The following is a 15,152-nucleotide window of genomic DNA, read 5'->3' as shown; positions in this document are numbered from 1 at the left end:
GGTTCGCGGGCGTGGTCGCCGGGCGGCGCGGGGCACGCCGCGCGGTCAAGGGAATCCTGCCATGCCGCACCACCCCGCGCCGTCGCGGAACCGCCCGCCCCCGCCCCTTGCGCGACGCCGGGCGACCACCTAACCTCCGAATCGAACGCTGTTAGGTTAATCCGCGCGGGCGCGGTGGAAGGCGGGACGGCATGGTCGACTTCGGACTGACCGACGAGCAGCGCGAGATCCGCGCGTGGGTCCGCACCTTCGTGGAGCGGGAGATCATGCCGCTGGAGAACGACGTGCTGCGCCGCGAGCGCGAGGGCGCCGCCCCCGGCCTCAACGCCGACGAGGTCCGCGAACTCCGCGCCCTCGCCCGCAAGTCCGACTTCTGGGGCGTGCAGACCCCCATGGAGTACGGCGGCATGGGCCTGGACTCCGTCACCGCCGCCCTCATCGAGGTCGAGCTGGGCCGGACCTTCCTCACGTTCAAGTTCGGCGGCGACGCCGACAACATCCTCTTCCACGCCGACGAGGAGCAGAAGCGCCGCTACCTGCTGCCCACCATCGCCGGCGAGCGCCGGTCCTGCTTCGCCATCACCGAGCCGGGCGCGGGCTCCGACGCCAAGGCCATCCGCACCCGCGCCGTCCGCGACGGCGACTCCTGGGTGATCAACGGGGAGAAGACGTTCATCACCGGCGGCAACGAGGCCGACTTCGCCATGGTCTTCGCCGTCACCGACCCCGAGCGCGGCGCCGACGGCGGCGTCACCTGCTTCCTGGTCGACCGCGACGCGGGCTGGACCTCCGAGCCGATCGACACCATGGGCGAGCGCCGCCCCGCCGCGCTCGTCTTCGAGGACGTGCGCGTCCCGCACAGCGCCATCCTCGGCGAGGAGGGCAAGGGCTTCACCCTGGCCATGCAGTGGATCGGCAAGGGCCGCTACCTGCTCCCGGCCCGCGCGCTCGGCGGCTGCGAGCGCCTGCTCACCATGGCCATCGAGTACGCGCGCACCCGCGAGACGTTCGGCGCGCCCATCGCCGACCGGCAGGCCATCCAGTGGATGATCGCCGACTCCCAGGTGGAGATCGAGGCGCTGCGGCTGCTGGTGCTCCAGGCGGCGTGGCAGGTCGACGCCGGCCGCGACTCCCGGCACGCCCAGGCCATCGCCAAGCTCTACGGCGGGACCAAGGCCAACGAGATCGTCGACCGGGTCATGCAGATCCACGGCGGCATGGGCTACACCCGCGAGCTGCCCGTCGAGCGCTGGTACCGCGACCTGCGGCTGCTCCGGATCTTCGAGGGCACCGACGAGATCCAGCGCCGCACCATCGCCCGCGACCTGCTCAAGGGCCACGTCAAGGTGGGCGAGACCCTGCGCTGACCCCGGGCGCCGGGGCGCCGGGCGGCCCCGGACACGCCGCGGCCCCGGCGGTCCACCGCCGGGGCCGCACGCCGACCGGGTCAGTTCACGTTGACGAGGTCGACCACGAACACCAGGGTCTCCCCGCCCTTGATGAGCCCGCCGCCCGCGCCGCGGTCCCCGTAGGCCAGGTGCGGCGGGATGACGAGGCGCCGGCGGCCGCCGACGCGCATGCCCATGACGCCCTGGTCCCAGCCGGGGATGACCTGCCGCGCGCCGAGCTTGAACTGGAGCGGCTCGCCGCGGTTCCAGGAGGCGTCGAACTCCTCGCCGGTGGAGTGCGCGACGCCGACGTAGTGGACGTCGACCGTCGACCCGTGCCCGGCCTGGGCGCCTTCGCCGATGGTGAGGTCGGTGATCTGGAGGTCCGCGGGCGGCGGGCCGTCGATGTAGTCGATCTCGGGACGCTGGAGCGCCATGGGGGTTTCCCCTCGTTGTTCAGCAGTGGACAGGCCCCTCAGCCTAGTGGCGGCCGGGGAGCGCCGTCGCGCGGGCCGCGCCGCCGTCACGCCCCCACGGTGGCCGCGACGAGGTGGCCGTCGCCCAGCACGTCGACCCGGCCGGTGGCGGCGGGCACGAACACCGACTCGCCGCGCGCCAGGGTGAGCTTGTCGCCCCGCTCGGCCTTGAGGTCGGCGCCGCCGTCGAGGGCGAGCACGACCGACGGCGCGCCGCCCGGCAGGTGGGCGTCGATGGCCCCCGGCCCGAGGGTGGCCAGGGCGAAGTCGGGGACGCCGGGCCGGAACTCGCGGCGCCCGTCGACCGGGACGGCGTCGGTGTAGGGGATCGGCAGCACCGAGAAGTCGACGACGTGCAGCAGCTCCTCGGTGTCGACGTGCTTGCCGGTGAGCCCGGCGCGCAGCACGTTGTCCGAGCTGGCCATGACCTCCACGGCGGTGCCGCGCAGGTAGGCGTGCACGTTTCCGGCGGGCAGGAACAGCGCCTCGCCCGGCCGCAGGGTGACCCGGTTGAGCAGCAGCGCGGCGACGGCCCCGGGGTCGCCGGGGTAGCGCTCGGCGAGTTCGAGGACGGTGGCGTGGTGCGGGCCGCAGCCCGATCTGCGCCACTCCGCGACGAAGTCGGCGAGCAGGCGGGGGCGGTCGGCGGCGCCCAGGGTGAGCAGCCGGGTGAGCGCGGCGCGCAGCGCCCGGTGGGTGTCGGGGTCGGCCAGGTCGCGGCGGAGGATGCCGGCGAGGGCGCCGGTGAGCCCGTCGAGGTCGGCGCGGGCGGCCGCCGGATGGCGGAAGCCGCACAGCGCTTCGAAGGGCTCCAGCGCGAGGACGAGTTCCGGCTTGGCCTGGGGGTCGCGGTAGTTGCGGTGCGGGGCGTCGACGGGGATGCCGGCCGCCTCCTCGGCCGCGAACCCGGCGCGGGCGCGGTCGGCGTCGGGGTGGACCTGGAGGGACAGCGGCTCCTCGGCGGCGAGCACCTTCAGCAGGAACGGCAGGCGGGGGCCGAAGCGGGCGATGGTGGGGCCGCCGAGGACGTCGCGCGGGGCGGCCGCGATGACGTCCTCGAACGGGGTGGGCCCGGTGTCGGTCACGACGGTGCTGGGCGCGCCGGGGTGGGCGCCCAGCCACAGCTCGGCCTGGGGGCGGCCGTCGGGCTCCACGCCGAGGAGCCGCGGGATGGCGCCGCGCGCGCCCCACGCGTACGGGCGTACCTGGTTGATCAGCCTGTGCATCCGCCCTGCTCTTCCGTTCGCCGTGGCACCGCGCCCCTTGCGGTTCACAGTCTCGCCGACGGGCCGCGCGCTGTCTGCACGGCCGGCGCTACGCGCGCGGGTGGTGCGGACACCACCTCCGCCGTCCCCCGGCCCCGTGGCGGGGGGTCGGGCCACAGCGAAGTTACCGACTGGTTTATCCGCATTCTTGACTTCCTGTCCACCCCCTTGGGAACGTACCCCTCAGGCCGCCGATGTTACGGAGCGCTCCATGCACGACGACCATGAGTTGGTGGAACGACGGCTGGACCGGGTGCTGGGCGAGCGGATCTGGGCGTCGGTGCACCCCCGCTCCGTGCCGCTCCGCGTCGAGCGGTGGGACGCGCCCGGTGAGCCGCCGCCGGCGGCCGACGCGCTCGCGGCGGCCTACCGCCCCGCCGCCGTCGGCGACCCGTGGGGGCCGCCGTGGGGCACGACGTGGTTCCGCTTCACCGGCCGCGTGCCCGAGGCGTGGGCCGGCGCCGCGGTGGAGGCCGTGCTCGACCTCGGCTTCGACCCCGACCGCCCCGGCTTCTCCGCCGAAGGGCTGGTGTACCGCCCCGACGGGACCGTGGTGAAGGGCCTCAACCCGCGCAACCAGTGGGTGCGGGTGGCCGACGCCGCCGCCGGGGGCGAGGAGGTCGACCTCTACGTCGAGGCCGCCGCCAACCCGCTGATCCTCGGCCCCGCCGGGTTCCGCCCGACCTCCCTCGGCGACCCCGAGGCCATGGCCGGGGCGCCCCAGTACCGGGTGGTCCGCGCGGACCTGGCCGTCTTCGACCCCGAGGTGTGGGGGCTCAGCCTGGACCTGGAGGTCCTGGGCCACCTGATGCGCGAGCTGCCCGACCAGGCGCCGCGCCGCTGGGAGCTGGTGCGCGCGGTCGCCGCCGCCCTGGACGCCCTCGACCCGGCCGACGTGCCGGGCACCGCCGCCGCCGCGCGCGAACGCCTCGCCCCGGCGCTCGCCGCCCCCGCCGAGCCCAGCGCGCACCGGATCTCGGCAGTGGGCCACGCGCACATCGACTCCGCGTGGCTGTGGCCGCTGCGCGAGACCGTGCGCAAGGTCGCGCGGACCGCCGCCAACGTCACCGCGCTCATGGACGACCACCCCGGCCTGGTGTTCGCGATGTCGCAGGCCCAGCAGCTGGCCTGGTTGCGCGACTCCCACCCCGAGGTGTTCGCCCGGGTGCGCGCCCGCGTCGCCGAGGGGCGGTTCGTCCCGGTGGGCGGCATGTGGGTGGAGTCCGACACCAACATGCCCGGCGCCGAGGCGCTGGCCCGCCAGTTCGCCTACGGCAAGCGGTTCTTCCGCGAGGAGCTGGGCGTCGACACCCGCGAGGTGTGGCTGCCCGACTCCTTCGGCTACTCGGCGGCGCTGCCGCAGCTGGTCCGGCTGTCGGGGTCGCGGTGGTTCCTCACCCAGAAGATCTCCTGGAACCAGACCAACACGTTCCCGCACCACTCGTTCTGGTGGGAGGGCATCGACGGCACGCGCGTCTTCACGCACTTCCCGCCGATCGACACCTACAACGCCGAGCTGACCGGCCGCGAACTCGCGCACGCGGTGCGCAACTTCCGCGAGAAGGGGCACGCCACGCGGTCCCTCGCCCCGTTCGGGCACGGCGACGGCGGCGGCGGCCCCACCCGCGAGATGCTGGGCCGCGCCGAGCGCCAGGCCGACCTGGAGGGGTCGCCCCGGGTGCGGCTGGAGCGGCCGCAGGACTTCTTCGCCGCCGCCGAGGAGGAGTACCCCGACGCCCCCGTCTGGCTGGGCGAGCTCTACCTGGAACTGCACCGGGGCACCTACACCAGCCAGGCCGCGACCAAGCGCGGCAACCGGCGCAGCGAGCACCTGCTGCGCGAGGCCGAGCTGTGGGCGGCCACCGCCGCGGTGCGCAGCGGCGCCCCCTACCCCTACGAGCGCCTGGAGCGGGTGTGGCGGCAGGTGCTGCTGCACCAGTTCCACGACATCCTGCCCGGGTCGTCCATCTCCTGGGTGCACCGCGAGGCGGCGCGCGCCTACACCGGGATCGCCGAGGAGCTGACCGAGGTCATCGCCGACGCGCAGCGGGCGCTCACCGAGCCCGGCGGCACCGGGTCGGCCGCCCCCGACCACCGCGTCGTGTTCAACCCCTGCCCGCACGAGCGCGACGGCGTGCCCGCCCTGGGGGCCGCGGTACGCGCGCTGCCCGCCTCCCCCGAGGCGACCGCGGCCGCCGAGGGCGGCGGCCACGTCCTCGACAACGGGCTGCTGCGGGTGGTGGTCGACCACCGCGGCCTGGTCACCTCCGTGTGGGACCGGGCGGCCGGGCGCGAGGCCGTCGCCCCGGGCGCGGCCGCCAACCTGCTCCAGCTCCACCCCGACCTGCCCAACGCCTGGGACGCCTGGGACGTCGACGCGTTCTACCGGGGTGCCACCACCGACCTCGTCGCGGTCGAGGAGGTGGCGGTGCTGGCGTCCGGGCCCGACACCGCGTCGCTGTCGGTGCGCCGGGCGTTCGGGGCGTCGTCGGTGCGCCAGGTGCTGACGCTGCGGCGCGGCGCGGGCCGGCTCGACGTCGACACCGAGGTCGACTGGCACGAGCGCGAGCGCATCCTGAAGGCGGCGTTCCCGCTGGACGTGCGGGCCGACACCGCCGCGTCGGAGATCCAGTTCGGGCACGTGCACCGGCCCACGCACACCAACACCACCTGGGACGCCGCCCGGTTCGAGACCTGCGCCCACCGGTGGGTGCACGTGGGCGAACCCGGTTACGGGCTGGCGGTGGTCAACGACTCCACCTACGGCCACGACGTCACCCGCGACGTGCGGCCCGACGGCGGCACCACGACGACGGTGCGGCTGTCGCTGCTGCGGGCGCCGAGGTTCCCCGACCCCGAGACCGACCAGGGGGTGCACCGGTTCGGCTACGCGCTGGTGCCGGGCGCCGGGATCGCCGACGCGGTGCGCGAGGGCTACCGGATCAACCTGCCGGAGCGGGAGGTCGCCGGCGGCGCCGAGGTGGCCCCGCTGGTGGCGGTGGAGGGCGCGGCGGTGGTCGTGGAGTCGGTGAAGCTGGCCGACGACCGCTCCGGCGACGTCGTCGTGCGGCTGTACGAGGCGCTGGGGTCGCGGGCGCGGGCGGCGGTGGCCGCGTCGTTCCCGGTGGCGTCGGTCCTGGCGGTGGACCTGCTGGAGGCGCCGCTGGCCGACGGCCCGACCCTCACCGCCGACGGGCCGTCGCGGGTGGCGTTCACCCTGCGGCCGTTCCAGATCCTCACCCTGCGGCTGGCGCGCGGCTGAGCCCCGCCCCGCGCGGGCGGGCCGGCGCACGGTCCGACCTGCGCGGACCCCGCGGATAACAATTCCGAACGCGGGGGATCACAGAAGCTCACAAATGGTATTACCATTGCGCCCAGTCCCCCGACCGGGCGCACGCCTCCGCGTGCGCTCCCCACATGCCGCCGGAGGCACCGTTGGACCCCATAGAACCCGCCTTCAGCACGGGGCCGCTGCTGCTCATCGCGGCGGCCGCCATCGCCGTGCTGCTGTTCCTCGTGATGAAGGTGCGCCTGCACGCCTTCGTCTCCCTGACCCTGGTCAGCCTGCTGGTGGCGCTGATCACCCTGCCCGTCGACCAGGTGGTCACCACCCTGCTCGACGGGTTCGGCGGCACCCTCGCCAGCGTCGCCCTGCTGGTCGGCCTCGGCGTGATGATCGGCCGGCTGCTGGAGCTCACCGGCGGCGCCGCCGTCCTCGCCAACGCGCTGATCCGCGCCTTCGGCGAGAAGCGCGCCCCGCTGGCGCTGGGCGTCGCCTCGCTGCTGTTCGGCTTCCCGATCTTCTTCGACGCCGGACTCATCGTCATGCTGCCGATCGTGTTCAGCGTGGCCCGCCGCCTGGGCGGCTCGGTGCTGCTGTACGCGCTGCCCACCGCGGGCGCGTTCGCGGTCATGCACGCCTTCGTGCCCCCGCACCCCGGGCCGGTGGCGGCGGCCGACCTCGTCGGCGCCAACATGGGCCTCACCCTGATCGTCGGCCTGGTCCTGGCCATCCCCACCTGGTACCTGGCGAGCTACCTCTACGGCCTGTCCACCGGCCGGCGCATCGTCATCCCGGTGCCCGAGGACTTCACCGGCGACGACGAGGACCGCCCCCGCCCGCCCGCGCTGGGCACCGTGCTGCTGGTGCTGCTCATGCCGATGCTGCTGATCTTCCTCAACACCGGCATGACCACCCTGGCCACGGCGGGCGCCGTCGACGACGGCGGCCTGCTCTACAAGGTGCTCGTCCTCGTCGGCCAGACGCCCGTCGCCCTGCTCATCACCACGCTCGTCGCCATGGTCGTGCTCGGCCGCGGCCGGTTCAGCCGCAAGCGGGTGGAGGACATCGCCAACGACGCCCTCGGCCCGGTGTGCGCCATCATCCTCATCACCGGCGCCGGCGGCATGTTCGGCGGGGTGCTGCGGGCCAGCGGCATCGGCCAGGCGCTCGCCGACAGCCTCGCCGCGACCGGGCTGCCGATCATCGTGGCCGCGTTCGTGATCGCCACCGCGCTGCGCGTCGCGCAGGGCTCGGCGACCGTCGCCCTCACCACCACGGCCGGGCTCATCGCCCCCGCCGTGGCCGCCACCGGGGGCCTGTCGGGGATGGACCTGGCGCTCATCGTCATCGCCATCGCCTGCGGCTCGACCGTGCTCTCCCACGTCAACGACTCGGGGTTCTGGCTGGTCGGCCGCTTCCTCAACATGGACGCCAAGACCACCCTGCGCACCTGGACGGTGATGGAGACCCTGATCGGCGTGGTCGGGTTCACGTTCGCGTTCCTGCTCAGCCTCGTGCTGTAGGGGCGGGGCCGGCGTGGTCCAGCGCGGACACCACCTCGCCGACGATCGCGCGCATGGCGGCCTCCGCCACCTCGGGGAGGCCGTCGCGCACGGCGGTCGCGACGTGGGTGTGCAGGCGCAGGGCCTCGGGGCGCGGCTGCTGCGGCATCAGGTCGTAGGTGGTCCGCCCGGCCAGGACCTCGGCCACCACGCCCGCCAGGCCGGCGAACATCTCGTTGCCCGACAGCTCCAGGACGCGGCGGTGGAACTCGATGTCCAGCCGCAGGAACGCCTCCAGGTCGCCGCGGCGGCCGGTGGCGGCCATCCGCTCGTTCAGCTCGGCCAGCGCCGCGCCCTCCTCCGCGGAGGCGCGGCGCGCGGCCGACGCGGCGGCCGGCGGCTCCACGGCGGCGCGCAGCCCGGTGAGCGACCGCAGCTGCTCCATGCGTCCCGGGCCGGCCAGCCGCCAGCGGATGAGCTGGGGGTGGAAGACGCTCCACTCCTCGACCGGGCGCACCCGCACCCCGGTGCGGGGGCGGCTGACGACCAGCCGCATCGACTCCAGGACCCGCACCGCCTCGCGCGCCACCGTCCGCGACACGTCGAAGTCGCGCACCAGCCGGTCCAGGGTGAAGACGTGGCCGGGCGCGTACGCGCCGGCGGCGATCGCCGGCCCCACCTCCGCGAGGACGCGGTTGTGCAGGGTGCGGTGGTCGGCGTCGGCGCTCATCGGGTCCCCTCTGTTCCGCGGCCCCGCTCGCGGGGTCCGCTGGCGAGGCTAGCGCGCATGATTGGTAACACTATTAATGCACGGCGCCGAAGGAAGCACATCCTCAGGCACCCCCACACCGGGAGGAACCCCGCATGCACTTCGTCTTCATGGGCGTGTCCGGCAGCGGCAAGAGCACGGTCGCCCTGGCCGTGGCCGAACGCCTCGGGCTGCCCTACGCGGAGGCCGACCACTTCCACCCCGAGGCCAACATCGCCAAGATGTCGGGCGGCGTCCCGCTGACCGACGAGGACCGGCGCCCCTGGCTCGCGGCGCTGGCGGCGTGGATCGCCGAGCACGAGCGGCGCGGTGAGGCCACCCTCATGGCGTGCTCCGCCCTGAAGCGCGACTACCGCGACATCCTCCGCACCGGCGCCCCCGATGTCCGCTTCATCCACCTCGACGCGGCGCGGGAGGTCATCGCCGCCCGGCTGCGCGAACGCGCCGGCCACTTCATGCCCGCCGGGCTGCTCGACTCCCAGCAGGCCACCCTCCAGCCGCTCGCCGACGACGAGCCCGGGGTGCGGATCGACGTCGCCGCGTCCGCCGACGAGGTCGTCGCCCGGGCCGTGCGGGTGGTGGCCGAGGCGCTCGGCCGCGACGTCCCGGCGGCCGGCTGAGCCGCCGCCCGGACAGCGGGGGTGGGCGGCCCGGACGTCCGGTCCGCGCCCGCCACCCGGGTCACGTCTCGCGCATGTGGCCCATGCGCAGCGAGATGCGTTCGGCCGCCTCGTACACGGTCGCCCCGATCTCGGCGAGCTTGTCCCGCTCCATGCGGTAGGACGGGCCGGAGGCGCTGACGGCGGCGATGACCTCGCCGGTGATCCCGCGGATCGGCGCCGCCACCGCGTTCAGGCCGACCTCCAGCTCCTCCACCGCCGTGGCGTAGCCGCGCTCGCGCACCCCCGCCAGCGCCGCGGCCAGCGCGTCGGGGTCGGTCACGGTGGCGGGGGTGAGCCGCTCCAGCGGCCCGGCCAGGAGCCGCCGCCGCTCGGCGTCGCGCATGTGCGCCATCAGCACCTTGCCGGTGGAGGTGGCGTGCATCGGGCTCTGCCGGCCGACCCAGTTCTGGCTCACCACGGCCGACGAGCCGCGCACCTGGTCGACGTTGACGACCATGTCGCCGCTGGGGATCGCGACGTTCACGGTCTCGCCGAGTTCGGCCGCCAGGTCCTCGCACACGCGGCGGCTCTGCTGGGTGAGGTCGAGCCCGGCCGCCATGGTCCCGGCCAGGCGGATGATCCCGAACCCGAGCCGGTACTTGCCGCGCAGGCCGGGCTGCTCGACCAGTCCGCGCCGTTCCAGCGCGCCCACCAGGCGGAACGCCGTCGACTTGTGGACCCCCAGCTCCGCGGCGATGTCGGTGACCCCGGCCTGGCCGTGCCGGGCGAGGATCTCCAGCACCGTTATGGCGCGGTCGACCGACTGGACGGGGACCGTCTCCTTCCCGGCCTCGCGTCCCGCCGCGGCGCCGTCGGCGCCCTCCCGGTCCATCCGGGTCGCATCCGTGGAGTCCGCCTTCGTCCGGGGGTCGTTGCCAGCCATGGCGCCCACCCTAGTGGTCCGGCCCCGACCGCCCCGGCCGACCGCGCACCACCCGGCCCCCCGGCCACGGCCGCCCCGCGCGCGGGCCACACTGGTACCCGCGTGGAACCCCGAAACGAGGAGGACGGCGATGCGCGTTCGCGAGGGCGGCCCCGAGGACGGCGGCGCCGTCCTGGACATGTTCGACGGCGCGGTCGCCTGGCTGACCGCGCGCGGCCGGTCCGCGCAGTGGGGGTCGCGGCCGTGGTCGGAGATGCCCGAGCGGGTGGCCCGGGTCCAGGAGATCGCCGCCGGCGGCGGCCTGTGGATCGCGGAGGCCGACGGCGGCGAACCCGCCGGCGCGCTGTCGGTGGTCGACCGGCCGAAGTACCACGTGGCGCCCGCCGAGGAGCCGGAACTGTACATCGACCTGCTGATCACGGCGCGCGCCCACACCGGGCGCGGTGTCGGCGCCCGGCTGCTCGACTTCGCCCGCGAGCGCGCCCGGCAGCGGGGCGTGGGTCTGCTCCGCGTCGACTGCTGGTCGGGCGGCGACGGCGCGCTGATCCGCTACTACACCGGCCAGGGGTTCACCCCCACCCACCGCGTCGCCGTCGGCGCCTCCGAGATCCAGGTCTTCGAACAGCGCCTCTGACTTCGCCCGGCGCGGGGCGCGGGGGCGGTTCAGCCGCGGGCGGCCGCCCGGCGCTGCCGCGCCGCCTCGTAGAGGACGGCCGTGCCGGCGTTGGCGGCGTTGAGCGAGCTGGCGGCGCCCTGCATGGGGATGCGGACGGTGCGGTCGCAGCGGTCGCGCCAGGCGCTGCTCAGGCCGGTGGTCTCGTTGCCGATCAGCAGGAGCACGGGGCCGGTCAGGTCGGCGGCGTCGAGGTCGGTGTCGCCGTGCTCGTCGGTGCCGACGACGGCGATACCGCTCCCCTCCAGCCAGGCGAGGACCTGGGCGGGGGCCCCGACCCGGACGGCGGGCAGGGCGAAGAGGGAGCCGGTGCTGGCGCGGACCGACTTGGGGTCGTAGACGTCGGCGGCGTGCCCGGTGACGATCAGCCCGTGGGCGCCGAACGCGTCGGCCGACCGGAGCAGCGACCCGATGTTGCCGGGGCTGGCGGGCCGGTCGAACAGGACGCCCAGGAACGGGGTCGCGGGTTCGCGCGGGATGCGGGCGAGGTCGTCGGCGGGGAGGGCGACGACGGCGGTCAGCTCGGCGTCGCCGTCCTCACGTTCGCTCAGCTCGGCGAGGAGGTCGGGCGCCATCTCGACGCGGTCGCCCGGGACGTCGGACGCCAGCAGGTCGCGCGCCCAGCCGGAGAGCCGGCGGCCCGCCGGGGAGATCAGGGCGCGGACCGGCCAGCCGTGCTCGACGGCGAGCGTGATGGGGCGGACCCCCTGCACCAGGAACTCCCCGTTCCGCTGCCGCTTGGTGCGGTTGGTGAGGAGGGACTGCCACTGCTGGAAGCGGGCGTTGCGGGTGGTGATCCGCTGAACTGTACGCACCCCGCGAGGTTACCGGCCCCCGCCACCCCGCCCCGCACCCCGTCCACGGCCGCGCCGACCGGCACCCGGCGGCCCTCCCCTGCTCACCCCGGGCGCCGCGTCCACCCGGCGAGCGACGCGCGCGGTCGGCCGCCGGGAGCGGGCGCTCCCCGGTGCCGGGCCGCTGCCGCGTCCGCATCCGGCGGCACGCGGGGCGGTCCGGCGGGGACGGCCGCCGCACGCGCGCCGCCCGTGCGGGGACCTGGGCGGGCGCGGCGGGCGTTGGTGGCGGTTCGGGCGGGCGGTACCGTGCTCGGCGGGGACCGCCGATCGGGCGGCGGGCCCCGCCGATCGGGAGGGGTGGCATGCGCGCGCGTCCGGCGGTGGTCCTCGTCCACAGTCCGCTGGTGGGTCCGGAGACGTGGCGGCGCGTCGCCACGGAGCTGGAGCTGCGGGGGTGGGCGGTGGGCGTCCCCGTGCTGACCCCGGCCTTCGCCGCCGATCCGCCCTACACCGCGCGGTTGGCGGCCGTCGCGGCGGCCGGGGCCGACCGGGTCGCCGAGGGCCGGCCCGCCGTACTCGTCGGGCACAGCGGCGCAGGCCCGCTGCTGCCCGCCGTCGCCGCCGCCGCGTCGTCCGACGTGGTCGGCGCCGTCGCGGTCGACGCGCCGACGCCCCACCCCGGGCGGTCGCTGCTGGCGACCCTGCCCGACGCCGCCCGCGCCGACCTGCTGGACCGGGCGCGCAGCGGATACCTGCCGCCGTGGGACGCGTGGTTCCCGCCGGGGACGATCGAGGGCCTGGTCCCCGATGCGGAGACGCTGGCGGAGTTCCGCGCCGGACTGCCGCGCGTGCCGGTCGACTACCTGGAGGAGCCCGCCCCGGACGTCGCCGGGTTCCCCCCGCTGCGTTCGGCCTACCTGCGGCTGAGCGACGCCTACGCGGCGCCCGCCGAACGCGCCGAGCGCGGAGGGTGGCGGGTGGAGCGTCTCGACTCCCACCACCTCGCCCCGCTCACCGACCCCGGCCCGGTCGCGGCGGCGGTGGCCCGGCTGGTGGAGGACGTCGCCCGCTGACCCGTGGCGCGGGGCGGGCGGCCGCCACCTCCGGGAGACGCGGACGCCCCCTTCGACGGCGCGCGAGCGGTCCGGTGGCGCCGCGCACCGGGGGCGTCACCGCCCGCGTGCGGCCTCGGCCTCGGCGGCGAGCCGGTCGATGATGCGGCGCACGACATCGGGGTCGGCGTCCGGGAGGCCCGCGATCCTCGACAGGTAGAGGCCGTCGCCGACGAGCCGGATGATCTCGGCGAGCACCGGGTCGGGGACCTCGGCGTGGAGCAGCCGCCCCCACTCGCTGAAGACGCCCCCGATGACCCCGCGGTCCTCGCCGGCCGTCCCGTCCTTGCCGCGCAGCGCCGCGATGACCGACCAGTACAGCTCGGCCTCCTCCACGGACTCCGGCTGGGAGGTGCGCAGGTAGTGGCGGACGATGCCCTCGTCACTCTCGGCCGCCGCCCGGAAGTCGTCCTCGGCGCGGTCGGCGAGGCGGCGCACCAGCCCGGACATCATCGCCGCCTTCGAGGGGAAGTGGTAGAGCAGCCCGCCCTTGGAGACCCCGGCCGCCGCCGCGACGGCCTCCAGGGTGACGGCGGACGGCCCCTCGGCGATGACCAGGTCCTGGAGGGCGTCGAGGATGCGGTCGCGTGTGGTCGATGCGTTCACCTTTGACACTGTACCGGCTGGACGGTACTGTACCGTCCGGACGGTTCAGCATGGAGGAATACGCCCTGCTCCCGCCGCCGTTCCCCGGAGAGCCGTCCACCCGCACCACCCCACCCACAGCACCGAGGACCCGCCATGACCTCCGCAGCCCGTCCCGCGCCGACCGCACCCGGGGCACCTCCCTCGGCCGGCCCGCGCGAATGGGCCGGGCTCGCCGTCCTCGTCCTGCCGGTCCTGCTCATCTCCGTCGACATGACGGTGCTCGGCTTCGCCGTGCCGCACCTCAGCGAGGACCTCTCCCCCACCGGCGGCCAGCTGCTCTGGATCATCGACGTCTACTCGTTCGTCCTGGCCGGGCTGCTCGTCACCATGGGCGCGCTGGGCGACCGCATCGGGCGGCGCCGGCTGCTCATGATCGGTTCGGCCGGGTTCGGCGTCGCGTCCCTCGCCGCCGCCTACGCGCCGACGCCCGAAGTGCTGATCGCCGCCCGCGCCCTGCTCGGCCTGGCCGGCGCCACCCTCATGCCGTCGACCCTGTCGCTGCTGCGCAACATGTTCCCCGACCCCCGCCAGCGCCTCTTCGCCATCGCGGTGTGGGGCGCCGGGTTCTCCGCCGGCGGCGCCCTCGGGCCCATCCTCGGCGGCTGGCTGCTGGAGCACTTCCACTGGGGGTCGGTGTTCCTCATCAACCTGCCGGTGATGGCGCTCATCCTGGTCGCCGTCCCGCTGCTGGTGCGCGAGTCGCGCGACCCGGACCCGGGCCGGCTCGACCCGCTGAGCGTCGCCCTGTCCATGGGCGCGCTGCTGCCCGCCGTCTACGGCGTCAAGAAGCTCGCCGAGGGCCACTCCGCCGCGGTGCCGGTCGCGGCGATCGCCGTCGGCCTGGTGCTGGGCGTCGTGTTCGTCCGCCGCCAGCTGCGGCTCACCGACCCGATGATCGACGTGCGCCTGTTCGCGATCCGCGAGTTCTCCGTCGCCGTGCTGACGAACCTGATGATCGTCTTCGCGATGGTGTCGTCGCTGTTCTTCCTCACCCAGTACCTCCAGCTCGTCCTGGGCATCAGCCCGCTGCGCGCGGGCGTGGCGCTGCTGCCGGGGCTGGCGCTGGCGGTCGCGGCCGGCTTCGCGGCGGTCGCGTTGTCGCGCCGGCTCAGCCTGGGGGCGGTCGTGGTGATCGGGCTGGGGCTCATCACCGCCGGGTTCCTGCTGCTCACCCGGGCCCCGCTCGACGGCGGCGCGGTGCTGGTCGCGGTCGCGTTCGGGCTGATCGGCGCCGGCATGGGCCTGGCCGAGACGCTCACCAACGACGCCATCCTCACCGCCGCACCGCCGGCGCGGGCCGGCGCGGCGTCCGCCATCTCCGAGACCGCCTACGAACTCGGCGGGGCGCTGGGGGTCGCGCTGCTCGGCAGCGTCCTCACCGCCGCCTACCAGTGGCGGCTCGACGCCGTCCCCGGGGTGCCCGACGAGACCATGCGGGCGGCCGAGGAGACGCTGGGCGGCGCCGTCACCGCCGTGGAAGGGCTGCCCGCTGCCACCGCCGACGCGCTGCTGCTCGCCGCCCGCTCCGCGTTCACCGACGGCATCCACCTGACCAGCGCGATCGCGGCCGCCATCACCGTCGCCGCCGCCGTGCAGGCCGGGGTGCTGCTGCGCCGCCGGCGCACCCCCGCCGACCGGGGGCCCGCCGACCGCTGACCCGCGGCGGCCGACCGCGCGGCCGACCGGACCGCGCG

At 75.6% G+C, this 15,152-nt stretch carries 13 protein-coding genes; 7 read left to right on the top strand and 6 right to left on the bottom strand.

The genetic code is table 11. The features are described from left to right. Positions 1-191: 191 nt before the first annotated feature. Positions 192-1,367, top strand: a complete 1,176-nt coding sequence (locus tag NT8_RS11765; protein ID WP_067967687.1) for an acyl-CoA dehydrogenase family protein — start codon at positions 192-194, stop codon at positions 1,365-1,367. 80 nt (positions 1,368-1,447) lie between these two features. Here the strand turns inward: NT8_RS11765 and NT8_RS11760 are convergent, their stop codons facing one another. Both NT8_RS11760 and manA read right to left on the bottom strand, forming a co-directional pair. Then, complete coding sequence (locus tag NT8_RS11760) at positions 1,448-1,825, bottom strand: FKBP-type peptidyl-prolyl cis-trans isomerase (RefSeq protein WP_067967684.1); 378 nt, start codon at positions 1,823-1,825, stop codon at positions 1,448-1,450. Between the two features lie 86 nt (positions 1,826-1,911). Next, positions 1,912-3,090, bottom strand: a complete 1,179-nt coding sequence (gene manA, locus NT8_RS11755; protein ID WP_067967681.1) for a mannose-6-phosphate isomerase, class I — start codon at positions 3,088-3,090, stop codon at positions 1,912-1,914. 250 nt (positions 3,091-3,340) lie between these two features. Here manA and NT8_RS11750 point away from each other — a divergent pair, with 250 nt between their 5' ends. After that, complete coding sequence (locus tag NT8_RS11750; protein WP_067967679.1) at positions 3,341-6,391, top strand: alpha-mannosidase; 3,051 nt, start codon at positions 3,341-3,343, stop codon at positions 6,389-6,391. Positions 6,392-6,564: 173 nt separating this feature from the next. Then, complete coding sequence (locus tag NT8_RS11745; protein WP_067967675.1) at positions 6,565-7,935, top strand: GntP family permease; 1,371 nt, start codon at positions 6,565-6,567, stop codon at positions 7,933-7,935. On the opposite strand, the gene NT8_RS11740 is transcribed toward NT8_RS11745, so the two are convergent. Beyond that, complete coding sequence (locus NT8_RS11740) at positions 7,919-8,644, bottom strand: FadR/GntR family transcriptional regulator (RefSeq protein ID WP_067967671.1); 726 nt, start codon at positions 8,642-8,644, stop codon at positions 7,919-7,921. The two genes, NT8_RS11745 and NT8_RS11740, sit on opposite strands and share 17 nt — an antisense overlap. Before the next feature lie 134 nt (positions 8,645-8,778). Between NT8_RS11740 and NT8_RS11735 the strand changes: the two genes are divergently transcribed. After that, positions 8,779-9,303, top strand: coding sequence for a gluconokinase (locus tag NT8_RS11735; RefSeq protein WP_067967669.1), 525 nt, complete (start codon positions 8,779-8,781; stop codon positions 9,301-9,303). A gap of 61 nt (positions 9,304-9,364) precedes the next feature. On the opposite strand, the gene NT8_RS11730 is transcribed toward NT8_RS11735, so the two are convergent. Beyond that, entirely contained in the window at positions 9,365-10,228 is an 864-nt protein-coding gene (locus NT8_RS11730) for an IclR family transcriptional regulator (RefSeq protein WP_245646131.1), read from the bottom strand. Positions 10,229-10,358: 130 nt separating this feature from the next. Between NT8_RS11730 and NT8_RS11725 the strand changes: the two genes are divergently transcribed. Beyond that, positions 10,359-10,862, top strand: a complete 504-nt coding sequence (locus NT8_RS11725; protein ID WP_067967666.1) for a GNAT family N-acetyltransferase — start codon at positions 10,359-10,361, stop codon at positions 10,860-10,862. Positions 10,863-10,891: 29 nt separating this feature from the next. Here the strand turns inward: NT8_RS11725 and NT8_RS11720 are convergent, their stop codons facing one another. Next, on the bottom strand, positions 10,892-11,716 hold the full coding sequence (locus NT8_RS11720) for a TrmH family RNA methyltransferase (protein ID WP_067967663.1): 825 nt from the start codon (positions 11,714-11,716) through the stop codon (positions 10,892-10,894). A 344-nt stretch (positions 11,717-12,060) separates the two neighbouring features. On the opposite strand from NT8_RS11720, the gene NT8_RS11715 reads away from it, so the two are divergent. Further along, positions 12,061-12,771, top strand: coding sequence for an alpha/beta fold hydrolase (locus tag NT8_RS11715; RefSeq protein WP_067967660.1), 711 nt, complete (start codon positions 12,061-12,063; stop codon positions 12,769-12,771). A gap of 96 nt (positions 12,772-12,867) precedes the next feature. Here NT8_RS11715 and NT8_RS11710 read toward each other — a convergent pair whose 3' ends face one another. Further along, positions 12,868-13,416 carry a TetR/AcrR family transcriptional regulator gene (locus NT8_RS11710; protein ID WP_067967656.1) on the bottom strand — a complete coding sequence of 183 codons (549 nt, stop codon included), beginning with the start codon at positions 13,414-13,416 and terminating at the stop codon, positions 12,868-12,870. 135 nt (positions 13,417-13,551) lie between these two features. On the opposite strand from NT8_RS11710, the gene NT8_RS11705 reads away from it, so the two are divergent. Beyond that, on the top strand, positions 13,552-15,114 hold the full coding sequence (locus tag NT8_RS11705; protein ID WP_067967653.1) for an MFS transporter: 1,563 nt from the start codon (positions 13,552-13,554) through the stop codon (positions 15,112-15,114). Positions 15,115-15,152: the final 38 nt, after the last annotated feature.

Origin of the sequence: Nocardiopsis trehalosi NBRC 14201, from assembly GCF_001552555.1 — a bacterium.
Taxonomy (GTDB): Bacteria; Actinomycetota; Actinomycetes; order Streptosporangiales; family Streptosporangiaceae; genus Nocardiopsis_B; species Nocardiopsis_B trehalosi.
This window is presented reverse-complemented; position numbering and strand designations above follow the sequence as displayed.